The organism is Mycolicibacterium sediminis (assembly GCF_010731735.1).
In the GTDB taxonomy this organism is placed as follows: domain Bacteria; phylum Actinomycetota; class Actinomycetes; order Mycobacteriales; family Mycobacteriaceae; genus Mycobacterium; species Mycobacterium sediminis.
Genome location: NZ_AP022588.1, coordinates 3,864,978 through 3,884,736, shown reverse-complemented (window position 1 = coordinate 3,884,736; position 19,759 = coordinate 3,864,978). Strand labels below are relative to the sequence as shown.

At 70.2% G+C, this 19,759-nt stretch carries 19 protein-coding genes; 4 read left to right on the top strand and 15 right to left on the bottom strand.

What is annotated here, in order from left to right; translation table 11 throughout:
* Positions 1–16 precede the first annotated feature (16 nt).
* Positions 17–757, bottom strand: coding sequence for a lysoplasmalogenase (locus G6N64_RS18640; protein ID WP_246230705.1), 741 nt, complete (start codon positions 755–757; stop codon positions 17–19).
* Between the two features lie 68 nt (positions 758–825).
* On the opposite strand from G6N64_RS18640, the gene G6N64_RS18635 reads away from it, so the two are divergent.
* Genes G6N64_RS18635 through G6N64_RS18625 form a run of 3 tightly spaced genes read left to right on the top strand, consistent with a single transcriptional unit; the run spans position 826 to position 4,228 of the window.
* Complete coding sequence (locus tag G6N64_RS18635) at positions 826–1,770, top strand: alpha/beta hydrolase (protein ID WP_163798606.1); 945 nt, start codon at positions 826–828, stop codon at positions 1,768–1,770.
* A gap of 5 nt (positions 1,771–1,775) precedes the next feature.
* Positions 1,776–2,753 (top strand): alpha/beta hydrolase, encoded by a 978-nt coding sequence (locus tag G6N64_RS18630; RefSeq protein WP_163798605.1) that lies wholly within the window; start codon positions 1,776–1,778, stop codon positions 2,751–2,753.
* Entirely contained in the window at positions 2,750–4,228 is a 1,479-nt protein-coding gene (locus G6N64_RS18625; RefSeq protein ID WP_163798602.1) for a flavin-containing monooxygenase, read from the top strand. Before G6N64_RS18630 ends, G6N64_RS18625 begins: the two co-directional genes overlap by 4 nt.
* On the opposite strand, the gene G6N64_RS18620 is transcribed toward G6N64_RS18625, so the two are convergent.
* From G6N64_RS18620 to mihF, 7 genes are all read right to left on the bottom strand, one after another.
* Entirely contained in the window at positions 4,229–4,990 is a 762-nt protein-coding gene (locus G6N64_RS18620) for an SDR family NAD(P)-dependent oxidoreductase (RefSeq protein ID WP_163798600.1), read from the bottom strand.
* A gap of 12 nt (positions 4,991–5,002) precedes the next feature.
* A complete protein-coding gene (locus tag G6N64_RS18615; protein WP_163798598.1) occupies positions 5,003–6,019 on the bottom strand; it encodes an acetamidase/formamidase family protein in 1,017 nt (338 codons plus the stop codon).
* Between the two features lie 99 nt (positions 6,020–6,118).
* Positions 6,119–7,327, bottom strand: a complete 1,209-nt coding sequence (gene metK / locus G6N64_RS18610) for a methionine adenosyltransferase (protein WP_163798596.1) — start codon at positions 7,325–7,327, stop codon at positions 6,119–6,121.
* A gap of 114 nt (positions 7,328–7,441) precedes the next feature.
* A complete protein-coding gene (gene coaBC, locus G6N64_RS18605; RefSeq protein WP_163801930.1) occupies positions 7,442–8,701 on the bottom strand; it encodes a bifunctional phosphopantothenoylcysteine decarboxylase/phosphopantothenate--cysteine ligase CoaBC in 1,260 nt (419 codons plus the stop codon).
* Between the two features lie 50 nt (positions 8,702–8,751).
* A complete protein-coding gene (rpoZ, locus tag G6N64_RS18600) occupies positions 8,752–9,048 on the bottom strand; it encodes a DNA-directed RNA polymerase subunit omega (RefSeq protein ID WP_163798594.1) in 297 nt (98 codons plus the stop codon).
* 76 nt (positions 9,049–9,124) lie between these two features.
* Entirely contained in the window at positions 9,125–9,679 is a 555-nt protein-coding gene (gene gmk, locus G6N64_RS18595) for a guanylate kinase (RefSeq protein WP_163798591.1), read from the bottom strand.
* A gap of 36 nt (positions 9,680–9,715) precedes the next feature.
* Entirely contained in the window at positions 9,716–10,039 is a 324-nt protein-coding gene (gene mihF / locus G6N64_RS18590) for an integration host factor, actinobacterial type (protein WP_029116997.1), read from the bottom strand.
* 673 nt (positions 10,040–10,712) lie between these two features.
* Here mihF and G6N64_RS18585 point away from each other — a divergent pair.
* Positions 10,713–11,012 carry a hypothetical protein gene (locus G6N64_RS18585; protein ID WP_163798590.1) on the top strand — a complete coding sequence of 100 codons (300 nt, stop codon included), beginning with the start codon at positions 10,713–10,715 and terminating at the stop codon, positions 11,010–11,012.
* Between the two features lie 13 nt (positions 11,013–11,025).
* On the opposite strand, the gene pyrF is transcribed toward G6N64_RS18585, so the two are convergent.
* Genes pyrF through pyrR form a run of 7 tightly spaced genes read right to left on the bottom strand, consistent with a single transcriptional unit; the run spans position 11,026 to position 19,665 of the window.
* Positions 11,026–11,841, bottom strand: coding sequence for an orotidine-5'-phosphate decarboxylase (pyrF, locus tag G6N64_RS18580; RefSeq protein WP_163798588.1), 816 nt, complete (start codon positions 11,839–11,841; stop codon positions 11,026–11,028).
* Positions 11,838–15,182 carry a carbamoyl-phosphate synthase large subunit gene (carB, locus tag G6N64_RS18575; RefSeq protein WP_163798586.1) on the bottom strand — a complete coding sequence of 1,115 codons (3,345 nt, stop codon included), beginning with the start codon at positions 15,180–15,182 and terminating at the stop codon, positions 11,838–11,840. Before carB ends, pyrF begins: the two co-directional genes overlap by 4 nt.
* Positions 15,183–16,346 carry a glutamine-hydrolyzing carbamoyl-phosphate synthase small subunit gene (gene carA, locus G6N64_RS18570; protein ID WP_163798584.1) on the bottom strand — a complete coding sequence of 388 codons (1,164 nt, stop codon included), beginning with the start codon at positions 16,344–16,346 and terminating at the stop codon, positions 15,183–15,185.
* A complete protein-coding gene (locus G6N64_RS18565) occupies positions 16,343–16,846 on the bottom strand; it encodes a PH-like domain-containing protein (protein WP_163798582.1) in 504 nt (167 codons plus the stop codon). The genes carA and G6N64_RS18565 overlap by 4 nt, the downstream gene beginning before the upstream one ends.
* Positions 16,843–18,138 (bottom strand): dihydroorotase, encoded by a 1,296-nt coding sequence (locus G6N64_RS18560; RefSeq protein ID WP_163798579.1) that lies wholly within the window; start codon positions 18,136–18,138, stop codon positions 16,843–16,845. The genes G6N64_RS18565 and G6N64_RS18560 overlap by 4 nt, the downstream gene beginning before the upstream one ends.
* On the bottom strand, positions 18,135–19,085 hold the full coding sequence (locus G6N64_RS18555) for an aspartate carbamoyltransferase catalytic subunit (RefSeq protein WP_163798577.1): 951 nt from the start codon (positions 19,083–19,085) through the stop codon (positions 18,135–18,137). The genes G6N64_RS18560 and G6N64_RS18555 overlap by 4 nt, the downstream gene beginning before the upstream one ends.
* Positions 19,078–19,665, bottom strand: coding sequence for a bifunctional pyr operon transcriptional regulator/uracil phosphoribosyltransferase PyrR (pyrR, locus tag G6N64_RS18550; protein WP_163798575.1), 588 nt, complete (start codon positions 19,663–19,665; stop codon positions 19,078–19,080). The genes G6N64_RS18555 and pyrR overlap by 8 nt, the downstream gene beginning before the upstream one ends.
* Positions 19,666–19,759 lie beyond the last annotated feature (94 nt).

The following is a 19,759-nucleotide window of genomic DNA, read 5'->3' as shown; positions in this document are numbered from 1 at the left end:
TGGCGCTGGGTGACCGTCACGTCGCCGGTGTAGCAGCGGCCACCGACGCCTCGGGCGCCCGACCGAACAGGAACCCCGCGGTGATCAACAGGATGGACGCCGCGTACGCCCACCAGATCGGCACCGCGAGCTGTTCGCCGCCGAGGATGAACCGGCCGACGCCGATCATCCCGTCGGACACCGCGAAGCACACCGCGCCCAGCGCCGTCCACGGCGTGGGCAGGTCGGCGAGCAGCGCCGCGCACGCCATCGCGCCGAGCACCACGATGTAGACCGTCACCGGCAGCGCCATGCCCGCCGCCACGAGCGGCGGCCACATCCAGGCCAGCAGCACCACGCAGACGACGATCAGGACGCCGCATGCGACGACCCTCGGCGTCGTCCGCCGGACGAGCGGCAGCAGCGCCGCGAGGAAGCACAGGTGCGCGAGCAGGAACGCCGCCAGGCCGAGCACGAACGACGGTTCCCACCACGGCATCGCCAGCAGGACGTCGCCGGTCGCCGAGAGCACCAGCGCAGCCACCAGCGGGCGACGTTCGCGTGCGACGGGATGCCCGAGCGCGGCCACGGCGAGCAGCACGGCCGTCAGCGCCTTCGCCGCGGGCTGGAGGGCGAACCGGCCGGTGAGTTCGGCGCCGCTCGGCTCGTGCGCAGCCGTCACGACGAGGAACGTGCCGTAGGCGATCGCGACCACTGCCGCGGCGATCCAGGCGACGCGGACGGCGCTGCCCGTCGCACGCCCAGCCGTCGTCGCCACTGCACGAACGTACTAGGAGGTGGCAACCCACACCGCCTCCGACCGGTCCGGCTGCGTACCGTCGGGGCATGTCGGATAGCGATGCACGGCCGGGTCTGGATCCCATCCTGGAGAAGGTCCTCGAGGCCGTTCCGTTCCAGTTGACCGTCGACGGCGGCGCGGAGGCGGCGCGGAGTCGTTTCCGCGACCTGCCCCGCGGCGAGGTCCACCCCGAGGTGCGCACCGAGGACCGCACCATCGACGGGCCCGCGGGCGAGATCCCCATCCGGCTGTACTGGCCCGCGGAGCCGCTCGGCGATCCGCCACCGATCGTGCTGTTCCTGCACGGCGGTGGCTGGGTGGTCGGCGACCTCGACACCTACGACGGCACCGCCCGCCACCACGCCGTCCACACCGGGGCCGTGGTGGTCGCCGTCGACTACCGGCTGGCCCCCGAGCACCCCTTCCCCGCCGCGGTCGACGACGTCTGGGCAGCCACCCGGTGGGTGGCCGAGCACGCCGCCGAACTGGGCGCCGACCCGAACCGGATCGCGGTCGCGGGTGACTCCGCGGGCGGCAACCTGGCCGCGGTGGTGGCGCAACTGGCCCGCGACGCCGGCGGCCCGGCGCTGCGGTTCCAGCTGCTCTGGTATCCGGCGACGACGTGGGACCTGTCGCTGCCCTCGTTCACCGAGAACGCGCACGCGCCGATCCTCGACACCTCCTGCGTCAAGGGCTTCTCGCGGTGGTACGCGGGGCACGTCGACCTGTCGACCGCCCCGTCGACGCTGATCCCCGGGCGGGCGGAGTCCTTCGCCGGACTGCCCCCGGCCTACGTGGCGGTCGCGGGCCACGACCCGTTGCGCGACGACGGCATCCGCTACGGCGAACTGCTGGCCGCGGCGGGTGTGCCCGTCGAGGTGCACAACGCGCAGACGCTGGTGCACGGTTACCTCGGGTACACGGACATCGTTCCCGCCGCCACCGAGGCCGTCCGGACCGCCCTCGCCGCCCTGCGGGCCGCGCTAACGTGACCGACATGGCGGACACCCTCTCGACCCGGCCCGGCATCGATCCCGCGCTGAAGGCGCTCCTCGACCTCGTCCCGATGAAGTTCACCATCGACGACGGAGTCGAGGTGGCCCGGGAGAAGTTCCGTGCGGTCAAGCCACCACCGGAGATGTTGCCGCCCATGCGGATCGAGGACCGGACCGTCGGCCACGGCTCGGTGACCGACGTGCCCGTCCGCGTGTACTGGCCACCGATCGATCGACACGACGGCCTGCCGATCGTCGTCTTCTACCACGGCGGCGGCTGGTCGATCGGCGACCTCGACACCCACGATCACGTGGCCAGGGCACATGCCATCGGCGCCGAGGCCATCGTCGTGTCGGTCGACTACCGGCTGGCCCCGGAGCATCCCTTCCCCGCCGGTGTCGACGACGCCTGGGCGGCACTTCGGTGGGTCGCCGAGCACGCCGTCGAGCTGGGCGGGGACCCGACGCGCATCGCGGTCGCGGGTGACTCGGCGGGCGGCAACCTGTCGGCGGTCATGGCGCTGCGCGCCCGCGACGCCGGCGGTCCCCCGCTGGTGTTCCAGCTGCTCTGGTACCCGTGCGTGGTCGGTGACATGACGTTGCCGTCGTTCGTGGAGAACGCCGACGCACCGATCCTCGATCCTGACGTCATCGCCGCGTTCCTGACCTGGTACGCACCGGGCACGAACCTCGACGATCCGCGGTCGCTGCCCACCGACTTCGCACCGGCCAACGCCGAGAAGCTGGCGGGTCTGCCGCCGGCGTTCATCGGCACCGCCGAACACGACCCGCTGCGCGACGACGGCGGCCGATACGCGGAGATGCTCTCCGCCGCAGGCGTTCCCGTTCAGCTGAGCAACGAGCCCACCATGGTGCACGGGTACGTCAGCCTCGCGCTGGCCTCCCCGGTGGCGGCGGCCGCCACCGACTCCGGCCTCGCGGCGCTGAAGGCCGCCCTGCATCCGGGGGTCGTCGCGTGAGCGCCCCGCAGCACCACGTGGTCGTCATCGGGGCGGGCTTCTCGGGGATCGGCGCCGCCATCGCACTGGACCGTGCGGGTCTGCACGACTACGTCATCCTCGAGGCGGGCGCCGAGCCCGGCGGCACCTGGTACTGGAACACCTATCCCGGTATCGCCGTGGACATCCCGTCGTTCTCCTACCAGTTCTCGTTCGAGCAGAGCGCCGACTGGTCCCGCACCTACGCCAAGGGCCGCGAGCTCAAGGGATACGCCGACCGCTGCGTCGCGAAGTACGGCCTGCGCGACCGGATCCGATTCGACACGCAGGTGACGGCGGCACGGTTCGACGACGACACCAGCACGTGGCGGATCGAGCTGGCGACCGGCGAGTCGTTGACCGCGCGGTTCGTGATCAACGCCAGCGGAGTGCTCACCGTGCCGAAGCCGCCCGACATCAAGGGGGTCGAGGACTTCGCCGGCGTCACCATGCACACCGCACGGTGGGACCACGACCAGGACCTGACCGGCAAGCGCGTCGCCATCGTCGGCACCGGCGCCTCGGCGGTTCAGGTCATCCCCGAGATCGCGCCGAACGTCGAGCACCTCACCGTGTTCCAGCGCACCCCCATCTGGTGCCTGCCGAAGTTCGACGTCCCACTGCCGACCGTCGCCCGCTGGGCGATGCGCATCCCGGGCGGCCGGACCGTGCACCGTCTGCTCAGCCAGGCCTACGTCGAGCTGACCTTCCCCATCTCCGCGCACTACTACACGACCCTGCCCCTGGCCGACCGCGCCGAGAAGCTGGGGCGGGCGTTCCTCAAGCGCGAGGTCCACGATCCCGCGGTGCGGGACAAGCTGACCCCCCGCTACGCCGTCGGGTGCAAGCGGCCCGGGTTCCACAACACCTACCTCTCGACGTACAACCGCGACAACGTCGAGCTGGTCACCGAGCCGATCGACCGCGTCACGGCGTCCGGGGTGGTCACCTCCGACGGCGCCGCCCACGACGTCGACGTGCTCATCCTCGCCACGGGGTTCAAGGTGATGGACGTCGACGCGGTCACGTTCGACGTGACGGGCAGCGGCGGACTCGCCCTCGCGGACTTCTGGGAGAGCAACCGCATGCAGGCCTACGAGGGCGTCAGCGTGCCGGGGTTCCCGAACTTCTTCTCCGTCATGGGACCGTACGGCTACGTGGGGTCGTCGTACTTCGCACTGATCGAGGCGCAGACCCACCACATCGTCCGCTGCCTCACGCAGGCCGGCGACCGGGCGGCGTCGCGCGTCGAGGTGTCGACGGAGGCCAACGACCGCTACTTCGCGGAGATGATGCGCAAGCGGGGACGTCAGATCTTCTGGCAGGACAGCTGCAGCCTGGCCAACAGCTACTACTTCGACCGCAACGGCGACGTCCCGCTACGGCCCGGCACGACCTTCGAGGTGTACCTGCGGAGCCGTCGATTCCCGTTGCGGGACTACGAGTTCAGCGCCTGATCAGAATTGGACGCCGCGCGTGAGCGCGCCGTCGACGAGCAGGTTGGTGCCGGTGATGAAGCTTGCCGCCGTGCTGCTGAGGAACACCACGGCATTGGCGACCTCCTGCGCGGTGGCCATGCGTCCCGTCGGATTGAGGCCCAGCGCCGTCGCGAACAGGTCGGGGTCGTTCTCCTCGATCGACGCCCAGACGCCACCGGGGAAGTACGTGTTGCCCGGGCTGACGGTGTTGGCGCGTACGCCCTTGCCGGCCAGGTTGTACGCCAGACCCTGCGTGTAGTGGACGATCGCGGCCTTCATGGTGCCGTACGGCCCTGCGGCGAAGTCGATCTCGCGTCCAGAGACACTCGAGATCGTCACGATGGACCCGGCGTCGGCCTCGAGGAGGTGCGGCAGCGCGGCCTCCACCAGGCCCACGGTGCCCATCAGGTCGACGTCGAAGCTATTGCGCCAGTTCTCCTGGCTGTCGGGGATGGCCAGTGCACTCACGTTGGCGACGACGCCGTCGATGCCACCCAGTGCGTCCGCGCTCGCCACCACCCATCCCGCGAGTGCGCCGGCGTCACCGACGTCGACCGCCGTGCCGACGACGGTGGAGCCGGTGGCGGCAAGCTCGTCCCGCGCCGCCGTGACCGCGTCCTGGCTGCGGGCGCAGTACGCGACGGCCGCGCCCTCGGCGAGCAGCCCCTCGACCACCGCCCTGCCGATGCCGCGGGTCCCGCCGGTGACGAGGAAGCGCTTGCCGTGCAGTCCGAGTTCCATGGTGTCCGTTCGTCAGTAGCCGATGGTGCCGAGTGAACGCGCGGCGCTGCGCATCCGGTCGTGCATGCCGCCGAAGGCCGATGCGGCGGGCAGCAGGCGCTTGTCGACCTTGGTGACGGCGCTGTAGTTGGTGTCGACCACGTTCGCGATCGGCACCTCCGAGATCTGGCTGAGCAACTGGTAGGCGTCGAGGCGGTCGAGTCCGTACAGCTCGCCCAGCCAGTCGATCATCTCCACCTGGCCGGCGCGCCACGCCTCCTCCAGCGGTCGGCCCGACCCGATGCACATCAGGTGCGTGTCGGACTCGATACGCGGCCAGGCCGGCCCCGCACCGCCCTTCACCAGGTCGACGATCGCCGTGACGTTCATGGCACCCTCCACCGCGGTGCCGCACGACTCGCCCTCACCCTGCCGGTAGTGTCCGTCACCGAGCGAGAAGAGTGCGCCCTCGACGTTGACGCGCAGGAAACACGTTGCGCCCGCGGCCATCTCGGGAGTGTCCATGTTGCCGCCGAAGTAGTCCGGCACCAGCGACGTGCGGACCTCGCGGTGGGCGGGCGCAACGCCGACGGTGCCGAGCATCGGGTTGGCCGGCAGCCGCAGCTCGAAGTCGCTGGCGTGGGCGGAGAAACCGACCGTGTGGGTGCCGGCGTCGTAGTCGTAGATGTACGTGCGCTCGGGCAGCGGGTCCTGCAGCGTGGGGCTGGCCGGGATGCTGGTGAGACCGCCGAAGAACGGGATCAGTGTCGACGCGCCCCACGTGCGGGACGGTGTGAGGTCGACGAGGTGCACGGCGAGCGTGTCACCGGGCTGGGCACCCTCGATCCAGAACGGGCCGGTCTGCGGGTTGAGGTCCTCGGTGTCGAGCGAGGTGGTCGCCACGTCGTCGCGGCTCCTGATCCGCCCGCCGTAGGCGTCCTCGGTCCACAGCGTCAGCGCCGTCCCGGGCTTGATGCGCATCACCGGATCGGCCCCGCCGAACGTGTAGTTCATCTGGTCGACCGTCGGTACGAACGTCACGTGGTCCATCCGTCCATCCTGCTGGATGGCGCGCATCCCCGCGACAAGACGCGAACTCCCCTGCTCCGCGGGGAAACAGGGGAGTTGACGTCTGCTCGCCGACAGGTGTTACACGGCGTTCTTGAGTGCGTCCGCCTTGTCGGTGCGCTCCCAGGGCAGGTCCACGTCGGTGCGACCGAAGTGGCCGTAGGCCGCGGTGGGCGCGTAGATCGGGCGAAGCAGGTCGAGATCGCGCACGATCGCGCCCGGGCGCAGGTCGAAGACCTCGGTGATGGCCTTCTCGATCTTGGCCGGGTCGACGGTCTCGGATCCGAACGTCTCGACGAACAGACCGACCGGGGCCGCCTTGCCGATGGCGTAGGCGACCTGCACCTCGACGCGGTCCGCGAGGCCCGCGGCGACGACGTTCTTGGCCACCCAGCGCATCGCGTACGCGGCCGAGCGGTCGACCTTCGACGGGTCCTTGCCGGAGAAGGCACCGCCGCCGTGACGGGCCCAGCCGCCGTAGGTGTCGACGATGATCTTGCGGCCGGTCAGGCCGGCGTCACCCATCGGGCCACCGAGGACGAACTTGCCGGTCGGGTTGACCAGCAGCCGGAAGTCGGAGGTGTCCATGGTGTCGTGACCGAGGTCCGCCAGCACGGTGTCGACGACCTTCGCGCGGATGTCCGGGTTCAGCGTGCCGTCGAGGTCGATGCCCTCGGCGTGCTGGGTCGACAGCACGACCGTGTCCAGACGGACCGGGGTGTTGCCGTCGTACTGGACGGTGACCTGGGTCTTGCCGTCGGGCCGCAGGTAGTCGAGGGTGCCGTTCTTGCGCACCTCGGTGAGCCTGCGGGCCAGCCGGTGCGCGATCGCGATCGGCAGCGGCATCAGTTCCGGCGTGTCCTTGATGGCGTAGCCGAACATCAGGCCCTGGTCGCCGGCGCCCTGGGCGTCCAGCGGGTCGCCTGCGCCCTCCACGCGGGTCTCGTGGGCGGTGTCGACGCCCTGGGCGATGTCGGGTGACTGCGCGCCGATCCCGATGTTGACGCCGCAGGTGGCGCCGTCGAAGCCCTTGTCCGAGGAGTCGTAGCCGACCTCCAGGATGCGGTGGCGGACGGTGTTGGTGATGTCGGCGAAGGCTTCCTTCGCCGTGGTGGTGACCTCGCCGACGACGTGCACCTGTCCGGTGGTGACCAGTGTCTCGACGGCTACGCGGGACTTGGGATCCTGAGCGAGTAGCGAGTCGAGCACCGAGTCGCTGATGGCGTCACAGATCTTGTCGGGGTGACCCTCGGTCACCGACTCGCTGGTAAACAGCCGAGCTTTACTCACGGTTAAGTCCCTTTCAATTGCTTGTTCTTGCGAATCTGTGGTGGTTCCCGGTGCAGCAAAACGCTCTGCACTACGTAGCGCAACCCTTGTGCGCATCGCGTCGGGTGGTGTCAGTCATCCGTCACGGCGCTGGAGGAAGGCCCCGATCGCGTCCACGATACGGCTGGCCATGAGGGTTTTCGAACCGTGCTCCAGTGCGACCTCGTTGCCGTCGGCGCCGAGCAGCCATCCGTCGTTGTCGTCGACCTCGAACGCGCGGCCCTCGCCGACGGCATTGACGACCAGGAGATCGCATCCTTTGCGCTGAAGCTTTGCCCGCGCATGGAACAGCACGTCGCCGTTCGCGTCGCCGGTCTCGGCGGCGAAGCCGACGATGGCCTGCATGTTGGGCAGCTGACCGTCCGACCGTGCCCGCACGGCGGCCGCGAGGACGTCGTCGGTCCGGGTCAGTTCGATGGCGGGCGCGTCGGTCGTGTGCCCCGGTTCGTGGGACTTCTTGATCTTGCTGGTCGCGACGTGGGAGGGCCGGAAGTCGGCGACGGCGGCCGCCATCACGAGGACGTGCGCCTCGGGTGCGTGCTTGGTCACTGCGTCGTGCAGCTGGTCGGCGGAGCCGATGTGGACGACGTCCACGCCCGCCGGGTCGATCAGGCCGACGGTGTGGCCCGCGATGAGCGTGACGTTGGCGCCGCGTTGCGCGGCGACCCGCGCGACGGCGTAGCCCTGCTTGCCGGAACTCCGGTTGCCGATGAACCGCACCGGGTCGATCTGCTCACGGGTGCCGCCGGCGGTGACGAGCACGTTGACCCCGGTCAGGTCGTGCGGCAGCGCGTCGGAACGGTCGAGCAGGAGATTGGCCAGGGTGCTGATCTCCTCGGCCTCGGGGAGGCGGCCCGCACCGCTGTCGGCGCCGGTGAGCCGCCCGGAGGCCGGTTCGAGCACGATCGCGCCGCGGCGGCGCAGCGTCGCCACGTTCTCGACGGTCGCGGGGTGATGCCACATCTCGGTGTGCATGGCCGGCGCGAAGAGCACCGGACAGCGCGCCGTGAGCAGCGTGGCGGTGAGCAGGTCGTCCGCCCGGCCCGCCGCGGCGCGCGCGAGCAGGTCCGCCGTGGCGGGTGCGACGACGACGAGGTCGGCCTCCTGGCCGATGCGCACGTGTAGCACCTCGTCGACGTGCTGGAAGACCGTGGTCTGCACCGGATGGCCTGACAGCGCCTCGAAGGTGGCGGCGCCGACGAAGTTCAACGCCGACTCGGTGGGGACGACGCGGACCGAGTGGCCTGCCTCGGAGAGCTGCCGGACGAGGGTGCACGCCTTGTACGCGGCGATGCCGCCTGCGACCCCGACGATGACCCGCTTGCGCTCGGTCACCGTCGCCGATCGCCCGTCGCTTCGTTCACCCACGACCGCGCCGGTGACCGCTACTCGCCGCCCTCGGTGTGTTCGAGGAGGTCGGCGTGGATCTCGCGCATGGCGATCGACAGCGGCTTCTCCTGCAGACCGGGCTCGACGAGCGGTCCGACGTACTCGAGGATGCCGTCACCGAGCTGGTTGTAGTAGTCGTTGATCTGCCGAGCGCGCTTCGCCGCGTAGATCACCAGCGCGTACTTGCTGGAGGCGCGGCTCAGCAGCTCGTCGATGGGCGGGTTGGTGATGCCCAGCGGCGTGTCGTACGAGTTGGCGGCGTCGGAGTCGAGGCTCTCGACAGGGGTGCTCACGAAGGATTCTCCTGAAGTCTTTGCGTTGGGCTGGGTGTTCGGTTGGCAGTTCCGGGCACCTTTTGGACCCGGACCGTCAACGGCCCACCAGCAAGGATACCAATTCAGCGCACGCGGACTCCAATTGTGCGTTGACGACCACCGTGTCGAAGCTGTCCTGGGCTGCGAGTTCGGTCCGCGCGGTGGCCAGTCGGCGCGCCATGACCTCCGCGCTCTCGGTCCCCCGGCCGGTGAGACGCTGCTCGAGCGACTGCCAGTCCGGCGGCGCGAGGAACACCGAGATCGCCTCGGGCATCGCGGCCTTGACCGCCCTGGCGCCGGCGAGGTCGACCTCGATCAGCACGGGGTGGCCTGCCGCGGCGGCGGCTCGCACGGGCTCCGCCGGCGTGCCCGACCGGTGCAGCCCGCCGTGGATGTCCGCCCACTCGAGGAGGGCGCCATCGTCGATCAGCTGCTGGAACCGGTCGGCGGTGACGAACGCGTAGTCGACGCCGTCCACCTCGCCGGGGCGCGGGGCCCTGGTCGTGGCGGAGACGCTGAAGTGCAAATCGGGAAGCCGTTCGCGCAGACATCGCACGACGCTGGACTTGCCGACAGCAGAGGGACCGGACAGCACCACGACGTGTGTCATGGCCGTCCGGCCCCTCGGCCGACGAACACGTAGTACCTAGTCGCTGGTGAAGTCGAACTTCTCCAGGAGGGCCTTGCGCTGGCGATCGCCGAGGCCGCGCAGGCGGCGGGTCGGTGCGATCTCCAGTTCGGTCATGATCTCCTGCGCCTTGACCTTGCCGACCTTGGGCAGAGCCTCCAGAAGTGCGGAGACCTTCATCTTGCCCAAGACCTCGTCGGACTCGGCGTCCTTGAGGACCTGCTTGAGGTTGGTGCCGCCGCGCTTGAGCCGATCTTTGAGCTCAGCTCGTGCTCGACGTGCGGCAGCAGCCTTCTCCAACGCTGCCGCGCGCTGCTCGTCGGTCAACTGGGGAAGGGCCACGGTTTCCTCCGTCTCTTGCCGTCAAATGTTGTGTCTTGACTGGTAGAACCAGCCAGCGTGGACGACCGTACCCACGCTGGCTGACGAAAGCTAACCCCACCCCCGCTTCGGGGAGCCGTTTTTCCAGCGTGTAACGCGCGAGCGGGCGACGTGGGGTCATTGCGAGCAGCGCGGGCGTCGCGGTGCCCATCCCCCACTAACCGCCGACATGCCTGTTCATCTGGGGTTTTCGAGGATCCGCCCGGCAATCGCGTCGATCGGCGAGTTCGCCGGCGCGGCCGACGCGAGTCCCCACGACCTCGCTTTTCAGAATTCTCGCTGGTCACCGCGTGTCGGGCGTGTCGTGACCTTGATCGGACACGGCCCAACGCCACGTCCGTAACAGCCGTTACTCCGGTCACGTCGACCACTCGTGGCGGGTCGCGCGCACTTCCGTCGAGATCTGCACCAACGTCGTGCACGAGGTGGCCCGACGACGTCTACGCAGAACTCGCGCCCATCTCACCGAGTTCTGCACCACCGTCGCGATCGCCGCGACGTTCGATGGTGACCGACCCGAGACCGGACGCACAGCTGCCGCCTAACCCGTCCACGGGGATCTCCCACGAGCCGTTCCTAGCGTCTCGGACGTGCGGCGAATTCGCGCCGCACCGAAGTAGATGGAGACCAGGACATGACCTTCACGCGAGCGCTGGGCGCATCGACGATCGCACTCGGAGTCGGCCTCGGCGCCCTCCTCGGCGCCGGATCGGCGTCGGCCGATCCGGGCAGGCCGTGCAACGCGCCGGGCGCCCCGACCTGCCAGGACCAGGGTCCCAACCGCGCCCCCGCCGGTTGGCAGAACCGCGGCCCCGATCAGGGCCGTCGGGACCATCAGCCGTTCAACTGGAACGGCCAGCAGGTCACCCCCATGCAGGCGGGCAACGGCGCAGGCTGGGGTTTCTGGTTCCTCGGCACCTGGATCCCGCTGTGACGAATCCCGTCCGTCAGGGGCGCAGGTAGGCCACCGCGTCACGCATCCGCTCACCGGCGGTGCGCAGGGCGGCGACGTCGGGGCCCGCGCGGAGCACCTCACGCGAGACGGCGGGCAGCAGCGTTCCCGCGGCCGCTCCGCCGAGGTGTGCCAGCGACTCGGGCCGCCCGCCCTGCGCACCGACCCCGGGGATCAGGACGGGTCCGCCGAGATCGCTCAGATCGGGGACGTCGGCCAGCGTCGCGCCCACCACCACGCCGACGGACCCCGTGCCGGTGCGCGCGTTCTCCGCGCCGGCGTGATCGACGATGGTCTGCGCCACCGTGCGTCCGCCCTCCACTGCGCGCTGCACCTCCGCGCCCTCCGGGTTGGACGTCGCGGCGAGCACGAAGACGCCGCGGTCGTTCGCCTCGGCGGTGTCGAGGAGCGGCCGCAGTGACCCGAAGCCGAGATAGGGCGACGCGGTGACGGCATCGCAGGCCAGCGGTGACTCACCGGCCCAGGCCGCCGCGTAGGCGGCCATCGTGGTGCCGATGTCGCCGCGCTTGGCGTCGGCGAGCACCAGCACGCCGTCGCGGCGCAGCGCGGCCATGGTCTCCTCGAGCACCAGGAAGCCCGCGGCGCCGTAGGCCTCGAAGAAGGCGACCTGCGGCTTGACGACGGCGAAGCCCGCGAACGCCTCGATGCACGCCTGGCTGAACGCGCGCAGCCCGCGGGCGTCGGCGGTCAGCCCCCACGCCGCGAGCAGCTCGGGATGCGGGTCGATGCCGAGGCACAGCGGCCCCCTCGCCGCGGTCGCCGCGGCCAACCGCGTCCCGAACGCCGTCACTGCTGGGCGCCGAGTGAGCTGTGCAGCTCCTGCAGCGACCGGACGCCGATGTCGCCGCGGATGCCCGCCTCGATGCCCTGCACCGCCGCCGACGCACCCTGCACCGTCGTCACGCAGGGGATGTTCATCGCGACCGCCGCCGAGCGGATCTCGTAGCCGTCGATGCGTGGTCCCGAGTTGCCGTACGGGGTGTTGATGACCATGTCGACCTCGCCGGCGCGGATCGCCTCGACGGCCGACATCGCCGGCCGGTCGGGGGTCGCCTCCTCGAAGTGCTTGCGCACCTCGTCGCACGGAATCCCGTTGCGGCGCAGCATCTCCGCGGTGCCCTCGGTCGCCAGCACGCGGAAGCCGAGGTCGGCGAGCCGCTTCACCGGGAACACCAGCGACCGCTTGTCGCGGTTGGCCACCGACACGAACACCGTGCCGCTCGACGGCAGCGACCCGTAGGCGGCGGTCTGGCTCTTGGCGAACGCGGTGCCGAAGTCGCGGTCGATGCCCATGACCTCGCCCGTCGACTTCATCTCCGGGCCGAGCAGCGAATCGACCTGCGACCCGTCGGTCTTGCGGAACCGGTTGAAGGGCAGCACGGCCTCCTTGACCGCGATGGGTGCACCCGGCGAGATGCTGGCACCGTCACCGGTGCGCAGCAGCACGCCCTCCTCGCGGAGTTGGGCGATCGTCGCGCCGAGCATCACCCGTGCGCACGCCTTGGCCAGCGGCACCGCGGTCGCCTTCGACACGAACGGCACCGTGCGGCTGGCCCGCGGGTTGGCCTCCAGGACGTAGAGGACGTCGTCCTTCAGCGCGTACTGCACGTTGAGCAGGCCGATGACGCCGACGCCGTGGGCGATGGCCTCGGTGGCCCGCCGCACCGACTCGATGTCCTGGCGGCCCAGGGTCACCGGCGGCAGCGCGCAGGCCGAGTCGCCGGAGTGGATGCCGGCCTCCTCGATGTGCTCCATCACGCCGCCGATGTAGACCTCCGTGCCGTCGCACAGCGCGTCGACGTCGATCTCGATGGCGTCCTCGAGGAACCGGTCGACGAGCACCGGATGCTCGGGGGACAACTCGGTGGCCCGGGTGATGTAGCCCTCGAGCGTCTCCTCGTCATAGACGATCTCCATGCCGCGTCCGCCGAGCACGTAGGACGGCCGGACGAGGACCGGGTAGCCGATCTCGGCGGCGATCTTGCGGGCCTGGTCGAAGCTGGTGGCCGTGCCGAACCGGGGCGCAGGCAGCCCCGCATTGTTCAGCACCTCGCCGAACGCGCCCCGGTCCTCGGCCAGGTCGATCGCCTTCGGCGGCGTGCCGACGATCGGGACGCCGGCCTGCTCGAGCTTCTCGGCGAGGCTGAGCGGCGTCTGCCCGCCCAACTGCACGATCACCCCGACCACGCCGGGACCGCCCTCCCCGGAGATCTGCTCGGCCCGGTACACCTCGAGGACGTCCTCGAACGTGAGGGGCTCGAAGTACAGCCGGTCGGCGGTGTCGTAGTCGGTCGACACCGTCTCGGGATTGCAGTTGATCATCACGGTCTCGAAGCCGGCCTCGCTGAGCGTGGTCGCGGCGTGCACGCAGCTGTAGTCGAACTCGATGCCCTGGCCGATGCGGTTGGGCCCGGAGCCCAGGATCAGCACCTTGGGCTTCTCGGTCTGCGGCGCCACCTCGGTCTCGGCCGACGGGTCGAGTTCGTAGCTGCTGTAGTGGTACGGCGTCTTGGCCTCGAACTCCGCGGCGCACGTGTCGACGGTCTTGTACACCGGGTGGATGCCGAGGCGCTGGCGCAGCGCGCGGACGCCCATCTCCCCGGCGAGCTCGTCGCGCAGGGCGGCGATCTGGCGGTCGGACAGCCCGCTGTGCTTGGCCCGCCTCAGCAGCTCCTCGTCGAGGACGGGTGCGGCGCGCAGGTCGGTCCACAGCGCCACCAGGCCGTTGATCTGGTCGACGAACCACGGGTCGACGCCGGACGCCTCGGCGACCGTCTCGACGCTGGCGCCCAAGCGCAGCGCCATCTCGATGTCGTAGAGCCTGCCGTCGGTGGGCGTCCGCAGCCGGGTCAACAACTCCTCGACCGTGAGGTCGGGGTCGGCCTTGGTCCAGAAGCCGGTGCGCCCCGCCTCCAGCGACCGCATGACCTTGCCGAGCGCCTCGATGAAGTTGCGCCCCAGTGACATCGCCTCACCGACCGACTTCATCGTGGTGGTCAGCGTCGGGTCGGCGCCGGGAAACTTCTCGAACGCGAAGCGGGGCGCCTTCACGACCACGTAGTCGAGCGTCGGCTCGAAGCAGGCCGGCGTCTCCTTGGTGATGTCGTTGACGATCTCGTCGAGGGTGTAGCCGATCGCCAGCTTGGCGGCGATCTTCGCGATCGGGAAGCCGGTCGCCTTGGAGGCCAACGCGCTCGACCGCGACACCCGCGGGTTCATCTCGATGACGATGAGGCGTCCGTCGGCGGGGTCGATGGCGAACTGGATGTTGCAGCCACCCGTGTCGACGCCGACCTCGCGCAGGATCGCGATGCCGAGGTCGCGCATCGTCTGGTACTCGCGGTCGGTCAGCGTCATCGCCGGGGCGACCGTCACCGAGTCGCCGGTGTGCACGCCCATCGGGTCGAAGTTCTCGATCGAACAGACGACGACGACGTTGTCCTTGCCGTCGCGCATCAACTCGAGTTCGAACTCCTTCCAGCCGTAGATGGATTCCTCGATGAGCACGTTCGCCGACGGGGAGGCGGTGAGTCCGTCCCCGGCCATCCGTTCGACGTCCTCGGCCGAGTAGGCCATGCCCGAGCCCAGGCCGCCCATCGTGAAGGACGGTCGCACGACGACCGGCAACCCGAGGTCCTCGACGGTCTCGCGGACCTCGTCCATGGTGAAGCAGACCCGCGACTTGGCCGACTCGCCGCCGACCTTGGCGACGATGTCCTTGAACTTCTGCCGGTCCTCGCCGCGCTGGATGGCTTCGAAGTCGGCACCGATCAGCTCGACGTCGTAGCGCTCGAGGGCGCCGTTCTCCGCCAGGGCGACGGCGGTGTTGAGCGCGGTCTGGCCGCCGAGGGTGGCGAGCAGCGCGTCGATCTTGTTGCCGCGCTCGGCTTGCTGGGCGATGACCTTCTCGACGAAGGCCGCGGTGATCGGCTCGACGTAGGTGTTGTCGGCGTACTCGGGGTCGGTCATGATCGACGCCGGGTTCGAGTTGATCAGCGTCACCTGCAGGCCCTCGGCGCGCAGCACCCGGCAGGCCTGCGTGCCCGAGTAGTCGAACTCGGCGGCCTGGCCGATGACGATGGGACCCGATCCGATGACCAGGACGTGACTGAGGTCCGTGCGGCGTGGCATCTAGCTCTTCTCCCCTGCCATGAGTTCGACGAAGTCGTCGAACAGGTAGTTCGCGTCGTGCGGCCCGGCGGCCGCCTCCGGGTGGTACTGCACCGAGAACGCACGTCCGTCGAGCAGCCGAATGCCCTCCACCACACCGTCGTTGGCGCAGGTGTGGCTCACCACCGCGCGGCCGAACGGCGTGTCGAACTCCTCGCCGGCCTCGCCCTCGAGCGCGAACCCGTGGTTCTGTGCGGTGACGGCGACGCGTCCGGTGAGGTGGTCCATCACGGGGATGTTGATGCCGCGGTGGCCGAACGTCATCTTGTACGTCGAGCGGCCCAATGCGCGGCCGAGCAACTGGTTGCCGAAGCAGATCCCGAACAGCGGGATGCCCGCGTTCAGCACCTCCTGGGTGACGGCGACGACGTGGTCGGCCGTGGCCGGGTCGCCCGGACCGTTGGACAGGAAGAACCCGTCGGGTGTGATCTCGGCGATCTGCTCGAACGTCGCACTGGACGGCAGGACGTGGGTGCGGATCCCCCGGTCGGAGAAGTTGCGCGGCGTGTTGGTCTTGATGCCGAGGTCGAGCGCCGCGACGGTGAGCCGGTGTCCACCAACGGGGTCCACGACGTAGGCGGCGTCGGTGCTGACCGCCCCGGCGAGGTCGGCGCCCAGCATCGACGGCTGGTTGCGTACCCGCTCGAGCAGTTCGTCGACGGGTGCGTCGGCAGCGTCCCCGCTGAAGACGCCCGCCTTCATCGACCCGACCGTACGCAGGTGGCGCACCACCGCGCGGGTGTCGATGCCGGCGATGCCGACGATGCCCTGGCGGGCGAGTTCGTCGTCGAGGGTGCCGGTGGCGCGCCAGTTGGACGCGCGCGGCGAGGGGTCGCGCACCGCGTAACCGGACACCCAGATCTTGTCGCCGCGACTCTCGGCGTCCTCGTGATTCCAGCCGGTGTTGCCGATCTGGGGCGCCGTGGCCACCACGATCTGGCCGTAGTAGCTCGGATCGGTCAGCGTCTCCTGGTAGCCGGACATGCCGGTGGAGAAGACCGCCTCGCCGAGCGTCTGGCCGACGGCGCCGAACGCGGTGCCGGTGAAGACCCGGCCGTCGTCGAGTACCAGCAGTGCCTTCGGGCCGCGCGGTTCAATGCGCGATCCGCTTCGCTGCTCGCTCATGTCGCGTCCTCCTGTACCCAGTTGGCGAGTTCGCGACGGTCGTCGCTGCGGAACCCGGTGTCGATCTCGGTGCCCGAGGGCAGTGTCCAGCGGATGGCCAGGACGCCCTCGTGCGTGAGGGCCTTGCCGGCGATGCCGCGTTCGGTGCGGATGGCGGTGATGGACTCGTCGGGAATCCAGATCGGGCTGGCTCCCGTGCGCTGCAGCATGATTCCCTCCGGGTAGCGCGTGAGGACGGCCTTGCTCCGAAAACCCAGATCGCCCACCGCGACCCGGTCCTGCCAGCTGGGCGCGAGGGTGCTGCCGACGTAGAGCCCGCGGGTCGCGGGGATGAGCGCGGGGCCCACGGTGTCCGGCATCGGAGGCAGCGTGCCGATCAGTTCGGCCTGACGCTGCGCCCGGCGCAGCCACCCTCGCATCATCTGCCGGATGAAGAAGGCGATGAGCACCGCGAGCACGGCGGCCAGGACGAACGACGCGATCAGCGTGGGCGTGTTCACGGGTGAACCGCCTTGCCGTCCCGCGCCGTCACCGTGCCGCGCAACGTCGTCAGCGTGACGACGGCGGGCAGCGTCATCGCCTCGTACGGCGTGTTGTCCGACCTGCTGGCCAGCGCCGACCCCGTGACCGTCCACGTGGCGTCGGGATCGACGACGGTGAGGTTGGCCGGCTCGCCGACCGCCAGCGGGCGGCCCTGGTCGGGCAGACCGACGATGGCCGCGGGCGCCTCGCTCATCACCCGTGCGACGTCGCGCCACGTCAGCAGACCGGTGCCCACCATCGTCTCGGCCACGACGGACAGCGCGGTCTGCAGACCCAGCATCCCCGGTCGCGCCGAGGCGAATTCGCACATCTTCTCGTGGTCGGCGTGTGGCGCGTGATCGGTGGCGACGCAGTCGATCACACCGTCGGCGAGTGCCTGCCGCAGCGCCAGGGCGTCGCTGGCCTCCCGCAGCGGCGGGTTCACCCGGTTGCGGCCGTCGTAGTCCGCGAGGCGGGCGTCGTCGAGCAGCAGGTGGTGTGGGGTGACCTCCGCGGTGATCGAGATGCCCTGCTCCTTGGCCCATCTGAGCAGTTCGACCGTGCCCGCGGTGGATGCGTGGCAGATGTGCACGCGGGCTCCGGCGTCGCGGGCCAGCAGGGCGTCGCGCACCACGATCGACTCCTCGGCGGCGCGCGGCCAGCCCATCAGGCCGAGCCGTGCGGCGTTGGGACCCTCGTGGGCGACGGCGCCGACGGTCAGCCTCGGCTCCTCGGCATGCTGGGCGATGAGCACGCCGAGCCCCGTGGCGTACTCCAGCGCGCGGCGCATCACCAGCGGGTCGTCGACGCAGATGCCGTCGTCGGAGAACATCCGGACCCTGCCGACACCGGCGGCCATGAGGCCCATCTCGGTGAGCTGCTCGCCGCCCAGCCCCACCGTCACCGCGCCGACGGGGTGCACGTCGACGAGCCCGACCTCCTGGCCGCGGTGCCAGACGTGGTCGGTGACGACGGCGGTGTCGGCGACGGGATCGGTGTTGGCCATCGCGAACACCGCGGTGTACCCACCCAGAGCCGCAGCGGCCGAACCGGTTTCGATGTCCTCGGCGTACTCCCGGCCGGGCTCGCGCAGATGGGTGTGCAGGTCGACGAAGCCGGGCAGCAGGATCTGCCCGTGGGCGTCCACGACGTCGGCGCCGTCGGCCGCGGTCAGGTCCGGTCCGATCTCGGCGATCTGGCCGTCGGAGACCAGCACGTCGACGGGGTCGCCCTCGCCGTAGAGGCGGACGCCCCTGATCAGAAGGCTCATGCGGTCACCTCCGCGCCGCTGCCCACCAGGAGATGAAACAGGACCGCCATCCGCACGTGAACTCCGTTCGAGACCTGTTGCAGGACCGCCGATTGCGAGGAATCGGCCACCGAAGACGCGATCTCCATGCCGCGCAGCATCGGACCCGGATGCAGCACCACCACGTCGTCCGACAGCCGAGCGAGACGCCGGTCGGACAGCCCGTAGCGCACCGAGTACTCCCGGGCGGACGGGAAGAACCCGCCGTTCATGCGCTCGGCCTGCACCCTCAGCATCAGCACCACGTCCGCGCCGGGCAGTTCCGCGTCGAGGTCGTGCGACACGGTCACCGGCCAGGTCGAGACGCCGGTGGGCAGCAGGGTCGGCGGGGCGACCAGGACCACCTCGGCGCCGAGCGTCGCCAGCAGCAGCACGTTGGACCGCGCGACACGACTGTGCAGGACGTCGCCGACGATGACGACCCGCCTGCCCTCGATGGAGCCCAGGCGCTGGCGGATGGTGAGGGCGTCGAGCAGCGCCTGCGTCGGGTGTTCGTGCATCCCGTCGCCCGCGTTGATGATCGACGGGCCCGCACCGTCGGGTTCCGCCGTCCACTGCGAGAGCTGCTGGGCCGCACCGGATGCCGGGTGACGGATGATCAGCGCGTCCGCACCCGCCGCGCGCAGCGTCAGCGCGGTGTCGCGCAGCGACTCCCCCTTGGCCACCGACGATCCCGACGAACTGACGTTGATGACGTCGGCGCTCATCCACTTGCCGGCGACCTCGAACGACACCCGGGTCCGGGTCGAGTTCTCGTAGAACATCGTGATGACGGTGCGGCCACGCAGCGTCGGCAGCTTCTTCACCTCGCGGCCGACGAGTGCCTCCCGGAACCGGTCGGCGTCGTCGAGGATCGCGGTCGCCTCGTCGCGGCCGAGGTCGGCGACGGACAGCAGGTGCCTAGTCACGGTTGGGACCTCCGGTGCTCGCGATCGTCACGCCCTCGTGGCCGTCGTGCTCGGCGAGACGAACCTTCACGTTGTCGTGACGGGAGGTCGGCACGTTCTTGCCGACGTAGTCGGCGCGGATCGGCAGTTCGCGGTGGCCGCGGTCGACGAAGACCGCGAGTTGGACGGCCCGCGGCCGCCCCACGTCGCGCAAGGCGTCGAGGGCTGCGCGCACGGTGCGACCGGAGTACAGCACGTCGTCGACGAGGACCACGATCGCGCCGTCGACGCCGCCGTCCGGGATGGTGGTCACGGCGAGCGCGCGCGGTGGCTTGGACATCAGGTCGTCGCGGTAGAGCGTCACGTCGAGGGCACCCGCCTGAACCGGCACGCCGGAGAACTCGGCGATGTTGTGCGCCAGCCGAGATGCCAGGGTCACGCCACGGGTGGGGATGCCGAGCAGGACCACGCGGGGGGCGTCAGGACCGCCCAGGGCGGTCTTCTCGATGATCTGGTGTGCGATGCGGGAGATGGTGCGGCTCACGTCCGCCGCGGACATCAACTCCCGGTCTGCGTCGGCAGCGCCGGTCGAGGTGGGCATGGGTGTACCCGGACCTCCTTCTCCGCCTCTCGGGACGGATCGTTAAAGGACGTCGAACTGCCGGGACTCTATCACCACCGGCGGGGCGTCCCCC